The sequence below is a fragment of the Novosphingobium sp. ZN18A2 genome, assembly GCF_036784765.1.
GTDB lineage: Bacteria > Pseudomonadota > Alphaproteobacteria > Sphingomonadales > Sphingomonadaceae > Novosphingobium.
The window spans coordinates 3,114,905-3,132,943 of sequence record NZ_CP136651.1 but is presented as its reverse complement, the minus strand read 5'-3'; the positions used below and the strand labels follow the sequence as shown (position 1 = coordinate 3,132,943).

Genomic DNA, 18,039 nt, shown 5'->3' with positions numbered 1-18,039 from the left:
CTGAATTGCAACTGGCCTGATGCGCCGCAGCGGGGCGCCTTGCCTTCGCGCCCCGATTGCCAGCGCGGCCGCGTCCTGCCACGGTATGCGCCATGACGATCGTTGCGGCACGGCGCTATACCCACGGCCTGGTCAGCCATGCGGACCTTCCCATCGATGGAGAGGCGTGTTCGCTGCCGCCCGATGGCAGTTTCGACTGGATCGGCCTTTATGAGCCGGACGATGCGGAAATGGAGCGGGTGCGCGTGCAATACGGGTTGCATCCGCTTGCCGTGGAAGACGCGCTGCACCCGCGCCAGCTGCCCAAGATCGACATCTACGGGCAGCAGATCTTCGTCGTCGCACGCACAGCCGAACTGGTGGAGACGCCCGAAGGCGAAGACCTGATCGAATATGGCCAGACGTCGTTCTTCGTCGGCAAGGGCTTCATCGTCAGCGTCCGTTTCGGCAGCACGCGCGCGCACAGCGACTTGCGCCGGCGGCTGGAAGAGGATGCCGAACGGCTGGCCGAAGGGCCGGACTATGTGCTGCACGCGGTGCTTGATTTCCTGGTCGACGGATACCTGCCGCTGATGGACGACCTGGATGCGATCGCGCAGGAAATGGAAGAGGACGCGATCGACGAGTTTCCCGACCAGGCGACGATCCGCCGCATCTTCCGCCTGCGCCGCCAGTTGCGGCGGTTCGAACGCGTGATCGGCCCGATGGAGGAAGTGACCAAGCGCCTTTCGGTGGCGGAACTGCCGGTGATCGACGCGTCCTCGCAGATATGGTTCCGCGACGTCTTGGACCATGTGCGCCGCGTTCTGGCCCGGCAGTCCGGCCTGAAGGAGACGCTGGCCTCCATCGTCGATACGGCCAGCCTGCTTGAACAGCACCGGCAGGGCGAAATGACCCGCAAGCTGGCAAGCTGGGCCGCGATCCTGGCCGTGCCCACAGCGATTGCGGGCGTCTACGGCATGAACTTCGAACGCATCCCCGGCTCGCACCTGGTGGACGGGTTCTATTGGCTGCTGGGTGTGATGATCGCGGTGTGCGCCTTGCTTTACTGGCGCTTCCGCAAGATCGGCTGGATCTGACCGGAATGGCCCGGCACGATTACCGCGCCGGGCCACCCCATGAAGCCTGCAATGGCCGGGACTGGCCCCGGTCTGCCCTAGAACGAGGCCGTTGCCGAAAAGAGCACCGTCGATCCGGCGATGGTCGATCCGTCCTTGGTCGATGCGAAGCCCGGCAGGAGATAGGCCGATCCCGCCCGGGAGATGTCGGTATCGACATAGGACACGCCCAGCGTGACCGGGCCGAGCGCATAGTCGAGCCCCAGCAACCAGTCGAAGTATTCGCCCGTGGGGGCGATGCTGGTGCCGTTGGGGCCAAGGCCCGGGTTGCCGTTAGAATAGCCAAGGTGCGCGCGGGCGGAGAACGGGGTGCCGGGAATCCCCGCGCCAAGGTCCGTCCAGATATACAGGTTGTCCTGGCTCTGTCCGTTGCTTTGCGGTGTGTTGGATACGTTCGCCAGCGCCTTCTGCTTCGGCGCATAGGCAACGCCAACCAGCATATTCGCGGGGCCAAGGTCGCCCGACAGCTTCACATAGGGTTCGGCAAAGTCGGTCGTGTCCGCGCCGCCGGGATACATGTACCACGTAAGGCCGACGTCCAGCGTCACCCCGCTGGCGATCGCGGCGCTGTATCCGCCATAGATGTCCAGTTCCATGTTGGAGCCGCCGAAGGTGCCCCACCCGGCAAGGTTGGAGGCCCATGTGCCGACATAGATGCCGCTGGCGTGGGTAACGGTCGCACCCGCCTGGACGGCCATCTGCTTGTCAGTCTGCGATACGCCGCGAAAGCGATAGTCGGAGACGAGCGCCGCGCTGCCCGACACTTCGAAGGCGCCGGGCGGATCGGTCTCTTCGGCAAGCGCCGAAGCCGGAATGGCACACGCGGCAAGCGCCGCGGCGATATATATTTTCATAGGGAACGTCCTCCCGTCTGGTGGGTAAAAACGTTCCATCCTGCGTCCGGCGTGCGCGCCCTCTCATCGGGCCGGGCCGATGGTGACGCGTCGCGCCGGAACCAAAGCGGATATTCGAAACGCTTGGCGCGCGCGTTTCGGCTTCGTAACGAAGTATGTCCGACGGCACGAAACATGGAGACAGACCGGAAATGGCAAGCGGTTCGACGCGCACGATCCTGATCGCGCTGGGGGCGAACGTGGGCATTGCGGTGGCGAAATTCGTCGCGGCCGGGATCACGGGCTCTTCAGCGATGCTGACCGAAGGCGTGCACAGCCTGGTCGATTCGACCAACCAGGTGCTGCTGCTCTATGGCCGCAAAAGGTCACGTGCGCCGGCCGATGCGCAGCACCCGTTCGGTTACGGGCGGGAACTTTATTTCTGGAGCTTCGTGGTCGCGATCCTGGTGTTCTCGCTGGGCGCGGGCGTTTCGGTTTACGAAGGCATCATCCACATCCTGGAGCCGGAACCGGCGAGCGATCCGCTGGTCGCCTTCGTGGTGCTGGCCATCGCCTTCATGCTTGAAGGCTGGTCCGTGATCGCGGCGCTGAAGGATTTCAACGCCCACCGCAGGGGAACCATCCTTCAGGAAATCCGCGACACCAAGGATGCGCCGACGCTGGTAATTCTGCTTGAGAACGCGGGCGCGCTGGTCGGCCTGGCGGTCGCCGCGGCGGGCCTTGCGCTCAGCCTTGTCACCGGCAATCCGTTCTTCGACGGTTTCGCGTCGGTCCTGATCGGGCTGGTGCTGGGCATCCTTGCGATCATGCTGCTTTACGAAGCGAAAAGCCTGCTGATCGGCGAAAGCGCGGACCCGGAGCTTGTCGATGCGATCCGCACCTGCGCCGAAGCGCACAAGGGCATCGTTTCGGTGCGCGAAGTGCTGACGCTGCACGCAGCACCGGACATGGTGACGGCGATCATTACCGCCGATTTCGACGATGCGATCAGCGCCGGAGAGGTAGAACGGATCGTCGCCGCTATAGAGCGCAAGGTGGGGGCCGGCTTCCCGATTGTCGCGCGTGTCTATGTCCGTCCGCAGGATGCATCCGCGCGGATACAGGCCGCCTAGAACAGCAGGGTCAGCATATAGAACGCCGCGCCCACCAGCGCCGAAGCGGGGATCGTCACCACCCAGGCAACAACCACGTCGCTCGCCACGCCCCAGCGCACCGCGCTGGCGCGGCGGGAAACGCCCGCGCCGATCACGCAGCCGGTGATCGTGTGCGTGGTGGAGACGGGAATGCCCAGCAACGATGCGGCGAAGACCATGATCGAACCGCCAAGCGACGCGGAAAATCCCTGGTGCTGGGAAAGCTTGGTGATGCGCGATCCCATCGTCTCGATGATCTTCCAGCCGCCGACCAGCGTGCCCAGCCCCATCGCCGTGTAGCAGGACAGCGCAACCCAGTGCGGCACTTCGAACTTGCCGTTCAGGTGGCCGGTCGAAAACAGCAGGACGGTGATGATGCCCATCGTTTTCTGCGCATCGTTCAGGCCGTGGCTGAGCGAATAGGTGCCCGAGGAAATGAGGTGCAGGAACCGGAACGATCGTTCGGCGACGCGGTTGGAACTGCGCGAAAAGGCCCAGCTCGTCACCAGCATGATCGCCATCGACAGGATCATGCCCAGAAGCGGAGACAGCACGATGGCGATCAGCGTCTTGTTGAGGCCGGTCCACTCGATACCGGCGATGCCCGCGTGCGCGACGCCCGCACCCACGATGCCGCCGACAAGCGCGTGGCTTGAGGACGAGGGGATGCCCTTCATCCAGGTGACGACGTTCCAGAACATCGCGCCCACCAGTGCCCCGAACACTACCGAAGGCGTGACCAGGTTCTTGTCGATCAGGCCGGCGCCGATCGTTTCCGCCACTTTGTGCAGGCTGGGAAAGGTGATCGTCAGGAAATAGGCGCCGGCGTTGAACACGGCGGCAAAGGCCACCGCAGGAACCGGGCGCAGAAGCCGCGTGGATACGACGGTGGCGATAGAGTTCGCGGCATCGTGCAGGCCGTTGAGAAAGTCGAACGCCAGCGCGGTGACGATCAGCCCCACCAGCAGCGGGAAGGCGAGTTCGTACATCGTGTCGCCCCTTCGTTCAGGCGTGGTCGATCACGATGCCGTCGATCTCGTTCGCGACGTCTTCGAAAGCGTCCACGATCCGTTCGAGATGCTTGTAGATTTCGCGCGCCACGATGAAGCGCGGCGTGTCGACCTTGCCGAACTCGCGGAAATTGCGCTTGAGCCCGGCGCGGTGCACTTCGTCCGCGTGGTTTTCGGCCCGGACCATCCGTTCGGTCAGTTCGTGCAGGCGGTTGCCGTTGCGGCCCACGTCGCGCAGCAGGGGGATCGCCTCGGCGGTAAGCCGCGCGCAATCCACGATGATGGCGGCCATGTCCTTCATTTCCTGATCGAACTCGGTCACGTCGTACACGTCGATCGCCTGGACGGCGGCCTGCATTTCATCGACCGAATCGTCCATCGATCCGATCAGGCTGGTGATTGCGCTGCGATCGAACGGCGTCAGGAAGGTTTCGCGCACGGTGTGCAGCACTTCGCGGATGATGTTGTCCGCATCGGTTTCCCGCTCGTTCACTTCGCGGATGTGGTCCGCCGGGGAAGACGCGCCCTGCAACAGGCGGGCCAGCGCATCGGCGGCCGCGGTGATCGTAAGCGCGTGCGCCTCGAACAGTTCGAAGAAGTTGCCGGTCTTCGGGAGAAGGCGCTGGAACCATGCGAACATCTTGGGAATCCTTGATTTCTTGGCAACCACGTTCAGCATGCCGGTGCGAACGGCCGCCGCGCGAAATTCCTTTGGCCCGAACGAACGGATCAGTTCGCGCAAATCGGGCTCGTCCACGGCGTTCGCCGCTTCGGCAAGCGTGAACCAGCGGCGTTCCCGCTCGTCCTTTTCCTTCCACGTCGCCAGTTCCTCACTGACCGAGAGCGGAAAGACTTCCACATCGACCATAAGCGACGCGCCGTTGCGCCTGCGCTTGCGATAGCGATAGCTGCCGATCGCGACGGGGCAGGCCAGCCCGCGGATTCCGGCCTCTTCCTCCGCCTCTAGCGCGGCCGCCGCGTGGGACGGCGTGCCGGCCATCAGATTGCCCTTGGGGATCACCCAGCGTCCGGTCCGGCGCGAGGTGACAAGCATCACCCGCACCGGGGCGTCGAGCCCCGGCCCCTCTGTGCAATAAGGCAGGGCAGCAATCTGGCGAATGGTTGATCTCCGGACCCGATGTTCTCTTTCCGGTCGCGCGCCTACGTTTATGACCGCAATGTTACAAGAGCGTTGTTATGAGGGGCGATCCTGCGAACGCCTATCAGTAAACGCTAATGTTTGACGGCGGGCGTCCGGCGCGGCATGAATGCGCGCGGGAGAGCCAGCCAGGCTATCGGCCGGACAGGAAATAGGCCAGGAATGCAGGAAAACGAAGGTACTTCGCAAAAAGGCGGTTCGCCGATCCTATTGCCGCTGCTGGCCGCGTTCGGTGGCGGGCTTGCGGCGATGCTGCTTGTGAACGGCGGATCGCTCCTCGCCGATCTGGCAGGCTATCACCAGGGCACGCCCACCGAGGCGGAAACGCCCGACCCGAAGACGGCGGGCTTCCAGCCGCCCAGTCCGGCGACAATCCCCGACGGGCCGGACGGCGATGCGATCCGGCGCGGCATGGCGATCTTTTCGGATACGCCGGGCAATGCGCGCGCCTATGTCGGCGGTGCGCTGTCATGCACCAATTGCCACCTAGACGGCGGGCGCCGCCCCAAGGCTTCGCCGATGTGGGCGGCCTGGGTGAAGTATCCGGCCTATCGTTCGAAGAACGGCCAGATCAACGACATGGAAGACCGCATCCGCGGCTGCTTCATGTATTCGATGAACGCGCAGGACAGCCCCGCAGGCGGTGCACCCGCGCGCGGCAGCCCGGTCTATCGCGATCTTGAAGCCTATTTCCACTGGCTGGCCACCGGCGCGCCGACGGGCGTGAAGATGGTTGGCGGCGGCTTTCCGGCGGTGAAGGAAACCAAGCTGGGCTATGATCCCGTTCGCGGGAAGAAGGTGTTCGAACAGCAGTGCGATTCCTGCCACGGTGCGGACGGGCAGGGCAGCCATTCCGGCCGCAACGTCACCTTCCCGCCGCTTTGGGGGCCGCACAGCTATAACTGGGGCGCGGGGCTGGCGAAGGTCGACAAGGCCGCGGCCTTCATCAAGTGGAACATGCCCTATGGCACCAGCGGCACCCTGAGCGATCAGGACGCTTGGGATGTGGCGGCCTATGTCGACAGCCACGAACGCCCCAGGGATCCGCGCCAGACCGGCACCGTCGCGGAAAACGCGAAGAAGCACCACAAGGGCCAGAAAAGCTATTACGGCAAGGTGGTGGACGGAAAGCTGCTGGGCGCGGGTGTGCCCGGCGGCCCGCTCTGAATCCGCCCGATCTGAAACTGCCCAATCCGAAACGGGGCGTTCAGGCTTCGTTTTCGCGGCCGGTCAACGAAAGCCACGCCTCGCGGATGCGTGCGATGCCGAAGCGTGCGGCCTGGCCAATGTCGATGTGCGGCATGGCCGGGATTTCGTCCGGATCGACCATCGCGTGGAGGATTGCCGGGCCGGGGGCCGACAGCCAGCTTTCGATCGTGCCCGGCAATTCGCCGGTGGTGTGGACGGAGAAGCCTTCGCCGCCACAGGCCCGGGCGAAGGCCGCGAAATCCATGTTCGGAAACTCGGTGCCCTTTGCCGCCGGCAGCGCCGCGCCCTCCATTTCCAGGTGGACGAGGCCCCAGCCGCTGTTGTCGTAAACCACCACCTTTACCGGCAGCTTGTGCTCGACTGCGGTCATGAATTCGCTGCACAGCATCGTGAAGCCGCCGTCGCCCGCGTGGAGCACCACCTGGCGCGCGGGATCGAGCGCCTGCACACCGTTTGCGATGCCCATTCCCGTGCCCACGGCGCCGTTGTTGAACGATCCGGTCATGCGCTGGCGCCCGTTCTGGCGGAACCAGTTCGCGGCCCACAGCGTGACTTCGCCGGTATCCGTTACCCAGATCGCGTCCTGCGCCACGCGGTCACTGATCGCGCGCGCCAGTTGCTGCGGGTGGAGCCGGTGGCCCGTTCGTGACGGGCTGGCCTTTTCGTCCAGCATCGCGTTCCATTCGGCGCGGTCTGCCTTGACCTTGTCCAGAAACGCGCTGTCGCTACGCTGGGGCAGGCGTTCGATCAGGCGGGCGAGTGCGGGCTTGACCGATCCGACCACGCCCAGCCCTGCCGGTGCCCGGCGGCCCAGCGCCTCTGCCCGCTCGTCGATCTGGATCACCTTGCCGTGCTGGGGCAGGTATTCCGAATAGGGATAGTCCGTGCCCACCATCAACATCAGGTCGGCATCGTGCAGCGCGTCCACGCCCGGCCTGCCGCCGATCATGCCGACGCCGCCGATCCAGTAGGCATTGTCGAACGGCAACAGGTCCTTGCCGCGAAAGGTGTGCATCAGCGGAGCCTGCAGCCGTTCGGCCAGCTGCACCAGTTCCACTTCCGCGCCGCGACACCCTTCGCCGCAGAACACCGCGATCTTTTCAGCCTCCGCAATCATCAGCGCGGCCCGGTCTATCTCGCCCTCCGCCGGGGCGAAGGCCGGTCGCGGGCGCAGGGTGGCAAGACCGGGTATCGCATCGATTTCCACTTTCGCGGAAAACACGTCGGGCGGGATCGAAAGATGCGCCACGCCCTTGCGGCCATAGGCTTCGGCAATGGCCTGGCGGATCACGCCCGGCGCCTGTTCCGGGCTGGCGACAAGTTCGGAATAGACCGACACGTCGCGGAACAGCTCCACCGGATCGTCTTCCTGGTGATAGTCCAGCCCCCGCTTGGCGGACGGCACCCCGCCGGAAATCGCCAGCACCGGCGCATGGTCCTTGCGCGCTTCGTAAAGGCCGGCGACAAGATGGTTTCCGCCCGGCCCGGTGGTGCCGCAACACACCGCCAGCCGCCCGGTCAGCTTCGCCTGTCCGGCGGCGGCGAGTGCGGCGCCTTCCTCGTGCCGCACGCCGACCCAGCCGATACGGTCGTCGCGCCGCAGCGCATCGGTGAAGGGGTTCAGCGCGTCGCCGACGATCCCGAAGACATGGCTGACGCCGATTTCGGCAAGCGTCCGGGTCAGAAGTTCGGCGACGGTCAGCGACATGGCAGGCAGCTCCATTTTGCGGTTACGGGAAAGCCGGGATGCTTTCCCTACGCCCGGAGCGCCGATGGGGTTCCGTTAAATCCCGGCAATCACGCGCCGGCGATGGCTCCGTACAGGTCGTGCGCGTCAGCGTCTTCTATCGCCACGTCCACGATATCGCCGGGTTTCAGCGATGCTGGCACGTTGCGCAGGTAAACCGCGCCGTCGATCTCTGGCGCGTCGGCCTGGCTGCGCGCGGTTGCGCCGATATCGCCGTCCTCGTCGGGCTCGCCCACTTCGTCGACGATTACCGGGATCGTCCGCCCGACCTTTGCCGCCAGCTTCGCCGCGCTGATCGCCTCGGTCTTTTCCATCAGACGGGCGTAGCGTTCTTCCTTCACCTCTTCGGGCACGGCACCGGGCAGATCGTTGGCCGCCGCGCCTTCGACCGGCTCGAACCGGAAGCCGCCCACCCGGTCAAGCTGTGCTTCGTCCAGCCAGTCGAGCAGGTAGCGGAAATCGTCCTCGGTCTCACCGGGGAAGCCGACGACGAAGCTGGAACGGATGGCGACGTCGGGACAAATTTCGCGCCAGGATTTCAGGCGCTCGAGCACCTTGGCCTCGTTCGCCGGTCGCTTCATGGCTTTCAGGACAGACGGGCTGGCGTGCTGAAAGGGAATGTCGAGATAGGGCGTGACCAGCCCTTCGGCCATCAGCGGGATCACCGCGTCGACGTGAGGGTAGGGGTAAACATAGTGCAGCCGCACCCACGGCACCTGCCCCCCGGGCGTGCGCAACCCGCCCAGTTCGCGGGCAAGGTCGGTCATGTGCGTGCGGACCGGATGCCCCTTCCAGTCGCGCGTCTCGTGCCGCACGTCGACGCCATAGGCAGAGGTGTCCTGGCTGATCACCAGCAGTTCATTCGTCCCCGCCGCGACCAGCTTTTCCGCTTCGCGCAGCACCGCGTCTATGCGGCGGCTGGCGAGCTTTCCACGCAGTTGCGGGATGATGCAGAACGCGCAGGAATGGTTGCAGCCCTCGGATATCTTCAGATAGCCGTAATGGCGCGGGGTGAGCTTTATATCGGGCTGCGGGATCAGGTCGACAAACGGACCGCGCGCCGGGGGCGCCGCGTCGTGCACGGCATCGACAACCGCCTCATACTGGTGCGCGCCGGTTACCGCCAGTACGTCGGGAAAACGCGCGCGGATCGTTTCGGCCTCGTTCCCCATGCAGCCGGTCACGATTACGCGACCGTTTTCGGCAATGGCCTCGCCAATCGCGGCCAGGCTTTCTTCCTTGGCGGAATCGAGGAAGCCGCAAGTGTTGACCAGAACAACGTCCGCCCCCGCGTAATCGGCGCTCATCGCATAGCCATCCGCGCGCAGTCGCGTGAGGATGCGTTCGGAATCGACCAGTGCTTTCGGACAGCCGAGGCTGACCATGCCGACGCGCGGCGATGCGGGGATGCGGGTGGTGTCTTGCGGGGTTTGCGATGCCATGATTGGCGCGCCCATAGGCGCTTTTCGTGAAACAGTCACCAATCTCCACAACGGGTGCATTTGCAATGCCCGGTATGGAGCGTTAGCACGTGCACAAACAGGGTCGGCACGAGAGGAAGGCATGGGACCGGTAAACTGGCTTGCCGTGGTAGTCGCAACTGCCGTAGCGCTGGGTGTGTCCGGCCTGTGGTACGGACCGCTGTTCGGCCGCGCCAAGCTTGAGGAGGTTGGACCCGGCGGCCTGGGTACGCGCACGTCGCCCGGGCGGACCCTCATGATCAGCGCCCTGCTGCTGCTGGTTTCCTCGACCATGATCGGCCACATGTTCGCGCGAGTGGGCGAAGCAACGCTTTCGGTGAAGCCGTGGCTCTATTTCATGATGTCGGGCGGGCTGGCGATCGCGTTCGTCATTCCGGCGCTGTGGACCAGCTATTCGCACCAGCGCATTTCCACCCGGCTGGCCATGATCGACGCCGGTTACTGGCTGTTCGCCTATCTATCGATGGGGCTGGTCTTCTTCCTGTTCGGCTAGGGGCGATTTCCGCGCGACCGTCAAGCCGATTCGGCCGGAGCCGGCACGATCTCGACCACGATATCGCCCGCCTGAAGCGCTTGCGCCGCGTCTTCCCAAAACCCGATGGCCTGCCCGGCGCGATAGGCGCGCAGCCCCTGTCCGCCGCTGGCCAGCGCGCTTAGCGGCTTGCCCACCTCGTCCGGGGTTACCGGGCGTTCGACCAGCTGGACACGGCCGGTGACCGAGGCAAGGTCGCCCAGATAGTCCGCCACGTGCAGGCCGTGGGCAGAACCCGCCAGCAAGAGGCCGGTGAAGCGCACCGGATTGATCACGTTGCTGGCGCCTGCTTGCCGGGCAAGCTGCTCGTTGTCTTCCGCCCGCACGACAACCGTGATGGGAATTTCGGGGGCGAGGTGCCGCGCGGTCAGCGTGATGAGGATGGACGTGTCGTCGCGCCCCGCCGAGACAAGGATCGACGACGCGCGCGCCACGTGCACGTCCATCAGCGTATCGTCGCGCGTTGCATCGCCCTTCATCACGTTGCAGCCCAACGCCGCGGCCTGCTCCAGCCGCGTATCGTCAAGGTCGAGCACGACGATGCGCTTGGGATCGGTGCCGCGCGCGATCAGTTCGCCCACCGCCTCCGACCCCGAGATGCCGAAGCCCAGTGCCACGATGTGGCCGGTGAGCTTCTTCTGGATCTGCGCCATGCGAAATCTCTCCCAGCTGCGCTTGATAAGGAAGTTGTAGGCCGTGCCCACGAAAATGAAGAGCACCGCCAGACGGATCGGCGTGACGATCACCGCCTCTATCATCCGTGCCCGGTCGCTGACCGGCGCGATATCCCCGAACCCGGTCGTCGTGATCGAGATCATCGTGAAATAGACGACGTCGAGAAAGCTGACGTGGCCGTCGTGATTGTCGACCAGGCCGTCACGGTCGAACCAGTGGACCAGCACGACAACGAACACGAGCCCCAGCGCCGCGAACAGCCGTATTGCCACATCCGCCCAGACCGGAACGCCCACGTCCCGCCGAAGCGGATTGAACAGGCGGCGCTGGCGCGGCGGCGCCACGCTCAAAGTCGTCCCGGCAGGTAGAGCTGCGGATCGACCGGCACGTTGTCGTGCCGCAATTCGTAATGGACCTTGGGCACGCGCGCTTCCCCGCTCTTGCCGACAAAGGCGATGCGCGTGCGCTGGCGGACCTTTTCCCCCGCGCTGACCGTCAGCTGGCCCAGATAGGCATAGACGGTCATCCATCCGTCCCCGTGATCGACGATCACCGTCTTGCCGAAACGCCGGCTTTCCTGCCCGGCGAAGATCACCGTGCCGGCGGCGGAAGCCCGCACCGCCATGCCGGGATAGGCGGTCATGTCGATGCCGTTGTTGGGTTCGCCATTCACAAGGCTGCCGAACCGGCTGGCAAGCGGCCCGTCCGTTGGCCAGGTAAGGCCCGGCGCGCCCGGAATCTTCGTTCGCGCCTGCCGCACCGGACCCGGCGTTGGCAGGCTCGTCGGGCGCGGGGCGGGCGTAACATAGGGGCGGACCGGCGCCGGGGTGGGCGCAGGGCGCGGCATGGGCATCGGCGCCGGCCTTGCCGGCTCGCGATAGGAAAGGTTGCGCGATGGGATGCGCAAACGCTGACCGATGCGGATCAGGTATGGCGGGGCAATGCCGTTGGCGCGCGCCAGTTCGCGCATGCCCACGCCCTGATTTTGCGCGATCTCTGACAGCGTGTCTCCGCTGCGCACGACATAGGTGTTCGCATTCGCGGTCGATTGCACGACCGGCCGGGCGACCTGGCGCGGCGGGGACGATGAGCCGACGCAGCCTCCGGCCAGCGCGGTCAATGCCGCGCTGGCGGGAAGCGCCAGGCGCCGCGCCGCGTTCACGCCGCGCTTGCGGGCACCAGCCGGGTGATCCCGCCCATCCAGGGTTGAAGCACGTCCGGCACGATTACAGAGCCGTCTTCCTGCTGGTAATTTTCCAGCACCGCCACCAGCGTTCGACCGACGGCAAGGCCCGATCCGTTCAGCGTGTGGACGAATTCGGTGTTCTTCTGCCCGTCCGGTCGGAAGCGGGAATTCATCCGTCTTGCCTGGAAATCGCCGCAGTTCGAACACGAACTGATTTCCCGATAGGCGCCTTGCCCCGGCAGCCAGACTTCCAGATCATAGGTCTTGCGCGCGGCAAAGCCCATGTCGCCCGCACAAAGCAGCATCTTGCGATAGGGCAGGTCCAGCGCCTGCAGGATCGCTTCGGCCGCGCCGGTCATCCGTTCGTGTTCCGCCGCCGAATCGTCGGGCCTGCAGACCGATACCAGTTCCACTTTCTCGAACTGGTGCTGGCGGATGAAGCCGCGCGTGTCGCGCCCCGCCGCGCCCGCTTCGGACCGGAAGCACGGGGTAAGCGCGGTCATGCGGATCGGCAGCGCGCCGGTGTCGAGGATCTGTTCGCGCACCGCGTTCGTCAGGCTGACTTCGGCGGTGGGGATCAGCCAGCGGCCGTCCGTCGTGCGGAACAGGTCTTCGGAAAACTTGGGCAACTGGGTGGTGCCGAAGGCAGCTTCGTCTTTCACCAGAAGCGGCGGGTTGCATTCGGTATAGCCGGCCTCTTCCGTCTGCCTGTCCAGCATGAACTGCGCCAGCGCGCGGTGCAGGCGGGCCATGTGGCCTTTAAGGAAGGTGAAGCGCGCGCCCGAAATCAGCGCGCCGGTTTCAAAGTCCATGCCCAGCGCGGGGCCAAGGTCGGCATGTTCCTTCGGCTGGAACGCGAAAGTGCGCGGGGTGCCCCAGCGCGATACTTCCACGTTCTGCGTTTCGTCTTCCCCGTCGGGCACGTCGGCATCGGGCAGGTTGGGCAGCGCGGCCAGCCGCTCCGCCAGAAGTCCCGAAAGCTCGCGGTCCTTCTCTTCCAGCGCGGGCAGTTCTTCCTTCAGGCCGGAAACTTCGGCCTTCAGCGCTTCGGCTGCGTCCTTGTCGCCCTTGCCCATGGCCGCGCCGATGGCCTTTGACGCCTCGTTGCGGCGAGCCTGAACCTCCTGCATCCGCGTCGCGATGGCGCGCCGCTCTGCATCGAGGGCAAGCAGGTCTTTCGCGCAAGGCTCCACCCCGCGGCGGGCGAGGGCTGCGTCGAACATTTCCGGGTTTTCGCGGATCAGGCGGATATCGTGCATGGGCGCGGCCTATTGGCAGTGCCGACGCCGGTCAAGCGCGCTTGGCCGTCCTGCACGATACCCGTCGACGAACCGCCCTATTTCGCTCCGCAGGTGTTGAGGCCAAGGATCGAATAGAGCGGGCAGGTGCGCAGCAGCCCGGTTGCAAGCGGGATGATGCCCAGCCAGCCCCACGGCGTTTTCGGTCCCACGAAAACAAGCGCGATAAGGATCACGCCCAGAACGATGCGGGCAATACGATCGAGACTTCCAACGTTGGTCTTGAACATGTGCGCCTCCCAAAAAGCAGCCGGGTGTTTGAAACCGCATTTCCCCCGCCGCTGCATTGATACCTATCAACCCGGAGAGTTTGTGGGAATGCCCGACGGCAGAGGCGCCGTGCACGCTTGTTCGCACGCGCGTGACGCGCTTGCCGATTGAATGGTCCAGTTCGGTTATATCTGCCGACGATCGCGATAAGGATTGTTATGTCTGCGCTATGTCGATCATTCTGCTGCGCAGCTTCGTGGAGGTTTATCGCCAGGGTTCGGTCAGCAAGGCCGCGCACGAACTGGGGCTGACCCAACCCGCGGTTTCGGGACACGTTGCAAGCCTTGAGGCGATGCTTGAGCGCAAGCTGTTCACCCGCCATGCCCGCGGCGTGAAGCCGACCGTGATTGCTGATGAACTGGCCGCGCGCGTATCGGGCGCGATCGACACGGCAGAAGGCATTCTGGCGGAAGTGCGCGCGCGATCGCGCACGATCGGGGGGACGATCCATCTTTGCGGGCCGTCCGACATTCTTTCCGATCTGATCATACCCCGGCTGGCGGACCTCGTCGCCAGCAACCTGACCGTGCAGATGCACCCGGCGGCCGGAGAGGAAATCATCGCGATGCTGGTCGAGGGGCGGTCCGATTTCGGGCTGAATGTCTTTGTCCCGGACGACCCGCGGATCGACTTCACCGTTTACGGCAGCGAGGAACTGGTGCTTGTCGCCCCCCTTCGGATGGGCGAGGCCGTGCGCGCCGATGGACTGGGCAAGGCCCTGGGCGAAACGCCCTTCCTCGCCTACGATCTTGAACGTCACCTGCTTCGGACGTGGCTCGATCACAATCGCATCGTGCTGGACCATGCCCATGAAGCGCTGACCGCGCCCGATTTGCGCGCACTGCGCAACTTCGTGATGGCCGGGCTGGGGTGGACCGTGCTGCCGCGCTACATGGTCGGGCACGAATTGAGCGAAGGGCGGCTGCTGGCGCTGGATGGCCCCCACAGTAACCCGTCTATCGAATATAACCTGCTCTGGCCCAAAAGCGCCCTGCGCAATCCCCGCATCTCGAAGGCGAGGGCCATGCTGCTGGGATCGGCGGGCGAGGCACCCGGAACGTAGTCCGGCCGATTTACGACCGGATCGCAACGATGACGTGCCCGTTCGCCCCCCGCAGGACAAGCCGGCCCTGCGGATCGAGCGACCATTGCGAAAGGCTTTGCATCGCTTCCAGAAAGCGCGCCTGCTGCTTGTCGAGCGCCGGAAGGCAGGCACGCCGTGTGGTCGCGACCGGACCGATCGAAAGCGCGTTGCCGTTCGCGGTATAGCTGGCCGAGAAGGTGTTGCATCCGGTCGATCCGCTTACCCGGCCGTCTGTCCCGAAAAGGATCGTCACGTGCGAATTGTCGATCAGGCCGGTGCCGTCGATGTCCTCAACGGTGTGGACGGCGCCCGATGGAATGGCTTGTGTCGATGCCGGCCGTGCCGGATCGCTTCCCCCTGACGAGCGCACCCGGACCAGAGCGATCGTGCCAAGATCCTGTTCGTAAGCGGAGGTGCCGACCGGATAGACCCTGTCCGATGTCCACGCCAGCCGCCCTTGCGGATCGGTGATCGTGGCGCGCACGGCATAGCGGCGGTTGGTCTTGATCTTGTGCTCGCTTACCGAAAGCGTGAACGGCAGCGGCACCTGTTCACCGTTCAGTACGCGGCTTTCCTGCGCCAGCACGTCGGCCGGGGCGTCCGCGCGGGAAATGTCGATCAGGCGCACGTCGAATGTAGAGCCCGGCGCAAGGGCAATACGCTCGCGATAGGCGGCCTGTCCGGAAATCTTCATGTCGTGCAACTTCGCAAGCGGGGCCTGGGGTTCGGCCTGACGCGCGGGCATCGCGCATCCGGATACCAGAACCGAAACGGCAAGCATCGATCCGGCGAGGATCGACGCGGGAAGTGGCTTCTTCATCGAGTTTCTCCCTTTGGGCCTTCTCCCTTGGGCCGATCCCTTCGTAACCACGCCTGCCGATGCACGTGCAAGACGGGAACGGTCCGGTCCGGCCATGGCCTGACGATGTTAACGGTCCGGCGCTCCGTGCGGGGGGAGGGCTGTTGTCGAAGCGCCGGACCGGTGTGGGCGGCAATGCGCATGGCCCGGGGACGGCCGGTGCATTGCCGCGCCAGCGATCAGAAGGTGTAGCGAACCCCGACCATGCCCTTGAATCCGTCAAGGTCATACGAGGCGGTCGGCTCCGGCGTCACCGCGATCCCGGCAGGGGCCGTGTGGAAGCGGGGCTTGTCCATGTCGAAATAGCGCCCGTCGAGCGTTACCGAAACGTGGTTGTCGATCCGGTATTCGATGCCCGCGATGGCCTGATAGGCGAAGACGGTATCGTTGCCGTGATAGGACGCGGCGCTCCCGCGGGCATCGAGGTCGACGTTTTCGAAGCCGAGCCCGGCGCCGACATAGGGAACCACCCGGCCGCCCAGTTGCGATAGGTCGTAATAGGCGTTCACCATCGCGCCCGCCGTCTGCACCTCGCCGTTGTAGGCGTCTGCGGCGAAGGCGCCATAGGGCCTGCCGGTGTCCAGGTCGGACTGGGAATAGTGACCTTCCAGTTCGACGCGGAAATTGCCCGAAGGGGTCTGCGCGAAGCGATAGCCGACGGTGCCGCCCAGGTCGAACCCGGCCTTCTGCCCGACGACCGCATCGCCGCCCAGGTTCCCGCTTCCGGCCATCACCACGCCGGTTTCCGCGCCGACATAGACGCCACCGGCATCGTTACCCTGCGCCAGTGCCGGAGACGCGACCGATGCCGTGGCGGCGATTGCCAGGGCGGCGACAAATGACTTTCCGTTGAGCATGTGAATTCTCCATCTGAACCAAAGTGTTTCGCTGCAACGGTGTGCCCCGCTGCGCTTGGTGAGGTGGAGATATGCGAAGTTCGATAGCCAGAAAAATTATGTAAACAGACATCTACCATAATAAAAATTATAACCGAATGCTCAAATGGGGTCGGCATAGTCGAGTCGTTATGGGGATGGTTTCGACGAAATACATCCAGATTGGTCCATATGCACGATTGTCAAATGGATTAATGTCAGATTAATGTTTCGGTTGGGTAGTGCAATATTTCGTAATGCGTAATGCAATGCTGGGTAGCGGCATCAACATTTGTTGCCTGCGCCTCGCCTGCACTCTGTGGATTTCGCAAATGTATTGGGGAAAATAAATGTATTGGGGAAAATAATGGCAAGAACTCGCGCAGTACTTTCGTCTGTTGCGATTATTACATTATTGGGCGGTTGCGGCCAGGGTGGAAATAAGGCCGCGATTCCGCCAATTCCCGTGGAAGTGGCCGCTGCCCGCACACAATCGACGCCTCTCTATGCTGAATACATCGGCGATATCCGCGCGCTGAAGGATGTGGGCATATACCCGCGCGTCGGCGGGGTGCTGATGCGGCGTGCTTTCGTTGAAGGCAGTAACGTGCGCAAGGGGCAGCTGCTCTTCGTTATCGATCCGCGCGAATACCAGGCATCGGTGACCGCGGCAGAAGCCCAGCTGGCCGGCGCCCAGGCCCAGTCCGCCCAGGCGGGCGAAGACGTGGCGCGTTATCGGCCGCTGGTGGAAGAAGACGCGATTGCGCGCCAGGTGTTCGACAACGCCGTTGCAACCGCGAAAGCCAATGCCGCCCAGGTGAAAGCTGCCCGCGCAAGCCTTCAACAGGCCCGGCTGTCCTTATCCTACGCCTATGTTCGCGCGCCGATCTCCGGAAAGATCGGCAAGGCGTCTGTAGACGTCGGCACGCTTGTGTCGCCGGGGTCCACGGAACTTGCCCGCATTTCCAATGCATCGACCGTCGAAGTCTATTTCAGCCCCAGCGAACAGGAAGTGCTGCGGTTTCAGCAATTGCCCGAACAGCAGCGCGAGCAGGCCCAGAATGGCCTGAAGCTGATCCTTTCCGATGGATCGGTCTATCCCCGGACCGGCACGATAGATTTTACGGACCGGGCTTTCGACGAGGCAACGGGCAGTTACCGGTTGCGCGCGATATTCCCGAATCCGGATCTGACCTTGCGACCGGGCCAGTTTGGCCGGGTGCAGATCCGCGTCGCGATTGAAAAGAACGCCATCGTCATTCCCGACAAGGCGGTAAGCGAACAGTTCGGATCGTTCTTCGTGATGGTGGTGGGCAAGGACAACAAGGCGGTACAGCGCCGCGTGCAGGTTGGGCCTCACGTAGGCGGGCAATGGATCATCACCAGCGGCCTGAAGGCGGGTGAGCGGGTCATCGTCGAAGGGCTTTCCAAGACGAAACCGGGGGCGGTTGTGCAGCCGATGCCGCAAGGCGCGAAGGCGAAAGGCGCCGCCGCGTCGCCCGGTGCGGGGCAGGCCGGCACGGGACAGGCCGGCACGGGACAGGACTGA

The 18,039-nt window shown here is 64.5% G+C and carries 17 protein-coding genes; 6 read left to right on the top strand and 11 right to left on the bottom strand.

The window, feature by feature from the left end:
* Positions 1 to 92 precede the first annotated feature (92 nt).
* Entirely contained in the window at positions 93 to 1,079 is a 987-nt protein-coding gene (locus RXV95_RS14935) for a magnesium and cobalt transport protein CorA (RefSeq protein ID WP_338466815.1), read from the top strand.
* 77 nt (positions 1,080 to 1,156) lie between these two features.
* Here RXV95_RS14935 and RXV95_RS14930 read toward each other — a convergent pair whose 3' ends face one another.
* Positions 1,157 to 1,972, bottom strand: a complete 816-nt coding sequence (locus RXV95_RS14930) for a TorF family putative porin (protein WP_338466814.1) — start codon at positions 1,970 to 1,972, stop codon at positions 1,157 to 1,159.
* A gap of 191 nt (positions 1,973 to 2,163) precedes the next feature.
* Here RXV95_RS14930 and RXV95_RS14925 point away from each other — a divergent pair, with 191 nt between their 5' ends.
* The gene (locus RXV95_RS14925; RefSeq protein WP_338466813.1) at positions 2,164 to 3,084 is read left to right on the top strand and encodes a cation diffusion facilitator family transporter; all 921 of its coding nucleotides are present in this window, start codon (positions 2,164 to 2,166) and stop codon (positions 3,082 to 3,084) included.
* Here the strand turns inward: RXV95_RS14925 and RXV95_RS14920 are convergent.
* A complete protein-coding gene (locus RXV95_RS14920; protein WP_338466812.1) occupies positions 3,081 to 4,094 on the bottom strand; it encodes an inorganic phosphate transporter in 1,014 nt (337 codons plus the stop codon). The genes RXV95_RS14925 and RXV95_RS14920 overlap by 4 nt on opposite strands.
* Positions 4,095 to 4,110: 16 nt before the next feature.
* Positions 4,111 to 5,172 carry a DUF47 family protein gene (locus tag RXV95_RS14915; protein WP_338468582.1) on the bottom strand — a complete coding sequence of 354 codons (1,062 nt, stop codon included), beginning with the start codon at positions 5,170 to 5,172 and terminating at the stop codon, positions 4,111 to 4,113.
* Positions 5,173 to 5,436: 264 nt separating this feature from the next.
* On the opposite strand from RXV95_RS14915, the gene RXV95_RS14910 reads away from it, so the two are divergent.
* Positions 5,437 to 6,441, top strand: coding sequence for a c-type cytochrome (locus RXV95_RS14910; protein ID WP_338466811.1), 1,005 nt, complete (start codon positions 5,437 to 5,439; stop codon positions 6,439 to 6,441).
* A 40-nt stretch (positions 6,442 to 6,481) separates the two neighbouring features.
* On the opposite strand, the gene RXV95_RS14905 is transcribed toward RXV95_RS14910, so the two are convergent.
* The gene (locus RXV95_RS14905) at positions 6,482 to 8,191 is read right to left on the bottom strand and encodes a thiamine pyrophosphate-binding protein (protein ID WP_338466810.1); all 1,710 of its coding nucleotides are present in this window, start codon (positions 8,189 to 8,191) and stop codon (positions 6,482 to 6,484) included.
* 89 nt (positions 8,192 to 8,280) lie between these two features.
* Positions 8,281 to 9,672: a 30S ribosomal protein S12 methylthiotransferase RimO gene (gene rimO, locus RXV95_RS14900; protein ID WP_338466809.1), complete on the bottom strand. Its 1,392-nt coding sequence runs from the start codon at positions 9,670 to 9,672 to the stop codon at positions 8,281 to 8,283.
* A 121-nt stretch (positions 9,673 to 9,793) separates the two neighbouring features.
* On the opposite strand from rimO, the gene RXV95_RS14895 reads away from it, so the two are divergent.
* On the top strand, positions 9,794 to 10,204 hold the full coding sequence (locus RXV95_RS14895) for a DUF1761 domain-containing protein (RefSeq protein WP_338466808.1): 411 nt from the start codon (positions 9,794 to 9,796) through the stop codon (positions 10,202 to 10,204).
* A gap of 20 nt (positions 10,205 to 10,224) precedes the next feature.
* On the opposite strand, the gene RXV95_RS14890 is transcribed toward RXV95_RS14895, so the two are convergent.
* The 4 genes from RXV95_RS14890 to RXV95_RS14875 all read right to left on the bottom strand — a co-directional run bounded on the left by RXV95_RS14890 (position 10,225) and on the right by RXV95_RS14875 (position 13,632).
* Positions 10,225 to 11,262 (bottom strand): potassium channel family protein, encoded by a 1,038-nt coding sequence (locus RXV95_RS14890; protein WP_338466807.1) that lies wholly within the window; start codon positions 11,260 to 11,262, stop codon positions 10,225 to 10,227.
* A gap of 2 nt (positions 11,263 to 11,264) precedes the next feature.
* Positions 11,265 to 12,080, bottom strand: coding sequence for a M23 family metallopeptidase (locus tag RXV95_RS14885; protein ID WP_338466806.1), 816 nt, complete (start codon positions 12,078 to 12,080; stop codon positions 11,265 to 11,267).
* Positions 12,077 to 13,363 (bottom strand): serine--tRNA ligase, encoded by a 1,287-nt coding sequence (gene serS / locus RXV95_RS14880; protein ID WP_338466805.1) that lies wholly within the window; start codon positions 13,361 to 13,363, stop codon positions 12,077 to 12,079. The genes RXV95_RS14885 and serS overlap by 4 nt, the downstream gene beginning before the upstream one ends.
* A 77-nt stretch (positions 13,364 to 13,440) precedes the next feature.
* Entirely contained in the window at positions 13,441 to 13,632 is a 192-nt protein-coding gene (locus RXV95_RS14875) for a DUF2892 domain-containing protein (protein ID WP_338466804.1), read from the bottom strand.
* 209 nt (positions 13,633 to 13,841) lie between these two features.
* Between RXV95_RS14875 and RXV95_RS14870 the strand changes: the two genes are divergently transcribed.
* Positions 13,842 to 14,735, top strand: a complete 894-nt coding sequence (locus RXV95_RS14870) for a LysR family transcriptional regulator (protein WP_338466803.1) — start codon at positions 13,842 to 13,844, stop codon at positions 14,733 to 14,735.
* A 10-nt stretch (positions 14,736 to 14,745) separates the two neighbouring features.
* On the opposite strand, the gene RXV95_RS14865 is transcribed toward RXV95_RS14870, so the two are convergent.
* Both RXV95_RS14865 and RXV95_RS14860 read right to left on the bottom strand, forming a co-directional pair.
* Positions 14,746 to 15,576, bottom strand: coding sequence for a YbaY family lipoprotein (locus RXV95_RS14865; protein WP_338466802.1), 831 nt, complete (start codon positions 15,574 to 15,576; stop codon positions 14,746 to 14,748).
* 218 nt (positions 15,577 to 15,794) lie between these two features.
* Positions 15,795 to 16,472: an outer membrane beta-barrel protein gene (locus tag RXV95_RS14860; RefSeq protein ID WP_338466801.1), complete on the bottom strand. Its 678-nt coding sequence runs from the start codon at positions 16,470 to 16,472 to the stop codon at positions 15,795 to 15,797.
* 490 nt (positions 16,473 to 16,962) lie between these two features.
* On the opposite strand from RXV95_RS14860, the gene RXV95_RS14855 reads away from it, so the two are divergent.
* The gene (locus tag RXV95_RS14855; protein WP_338466800.1) at positions 16,963 to 18,039 is read left to right on the top strand and encodes an efflux RND transporter periplasmic adaptor subunit; all 1,077 of its coding nucleotides are present in this window, start codon (positions 16,963 to 16,965) and stop codon (positions 18,037 to 18,039) included.

What these genes read in the sequence shown, in the direction of transcription:
- RXV95_RS14935 (WP_338466815.1), top strand. Translation starts at nt 93, where the DNA reads ATGACGATCGTTGCGGCACGGCGCTATACCCACGGCCTGGTCAGCCAT.
- RXV95_RS14930 (WP_338466814.1), bottom strand. Translation starts at nt 1,972, where the DNA reads ATGAAAATATATATCGCCGCGGCGCTTGCCGCGTGTGCCATTCCGGCT.
- RXV95_RS14925 (WP_338466813.1), top strand. Translation starts at nt 2,164, where the DNA reads ATGGCAAGCGGTTCGACGCGCACGATCCTGATCGCGCTGGGGGCGAAC.
- RXV95_RS14920 (WP_338466812.1), bottom strand. Translation starts at nt 4,094, where the DNA reads ATGTACGAACTCGCCTTCCCGCTGCTGGTGGGGCTGATCGTCACCGCG.
- RXV95_RS14910 (WP_338466811.1), top strand. Translation starts at nt 5,437, where the DNA reads ATGCAGGAAAACGAAGGTACTTCGCAAAAAGGCGGTTCGCCGATCCTA.
- RXV95_RS14905 (WP_338466810.1), bottom strand. Translation starts at nt 8,191, where the DNA reads ATGTCGCTGACCGTCGCCGAACTTCTGACCCGGACGCTTGCCGAAATC.
- rimO (WP_338466809.1), bottom strand. Translation starts at nt 9,672, where the DNA reads ATGGCATCGCAAACCCCGCAAGACACCACCCGCATCCCCGCATCGCCG.
- RXV95_RS14895 (WP_338466808.1), top strand. Translation starts at nt 9,794, where the DNA reads ATGGGACCGGTAAACTGGCTTGCCGTGGTAGTCGCAACTGCCGTAGCG.
- serS (WP_338466805.1), bottom strand. Translation starts at nt 13,363, where the DNA reads ATGCACGATATCCGCCTGATCCGCGAAAACCCGGAAATGTTCGACGCA.
- RXV95_RS14875 (WP_338466804.1), bottom strand. Translation starts at nt 13,632, where the DNA reads ATGTTCAAGACCAACGTTGGAAGTCTCGATCGTATTGCCCGCATCGTT.
- RXV95_RS14870 (WP_338466803.1), top strand. Translation starts at nt 13,842, where the DNA reads ATGTCGATCATTCTGCTGCGCAGCTTCGTGGAGGTTTATCGCCAGGGT.
- RXV95_RS14865 (WP_338466802.1), bottom strand. Translation starts at nt 15,576, where the DNA reads ATGAAGAAGCCACTTCCCGCGTCGATCCTCGCCGGATCGATGCTTGCC.
- RXV95_RS14860 (WP_338466801.1), bottom strand. Translation starts at nt 16,472, where the DNA reads ATGCTCAACGGAAAGTCATTTGTCGCCGCCCTGGCAATCGCCGCCACG.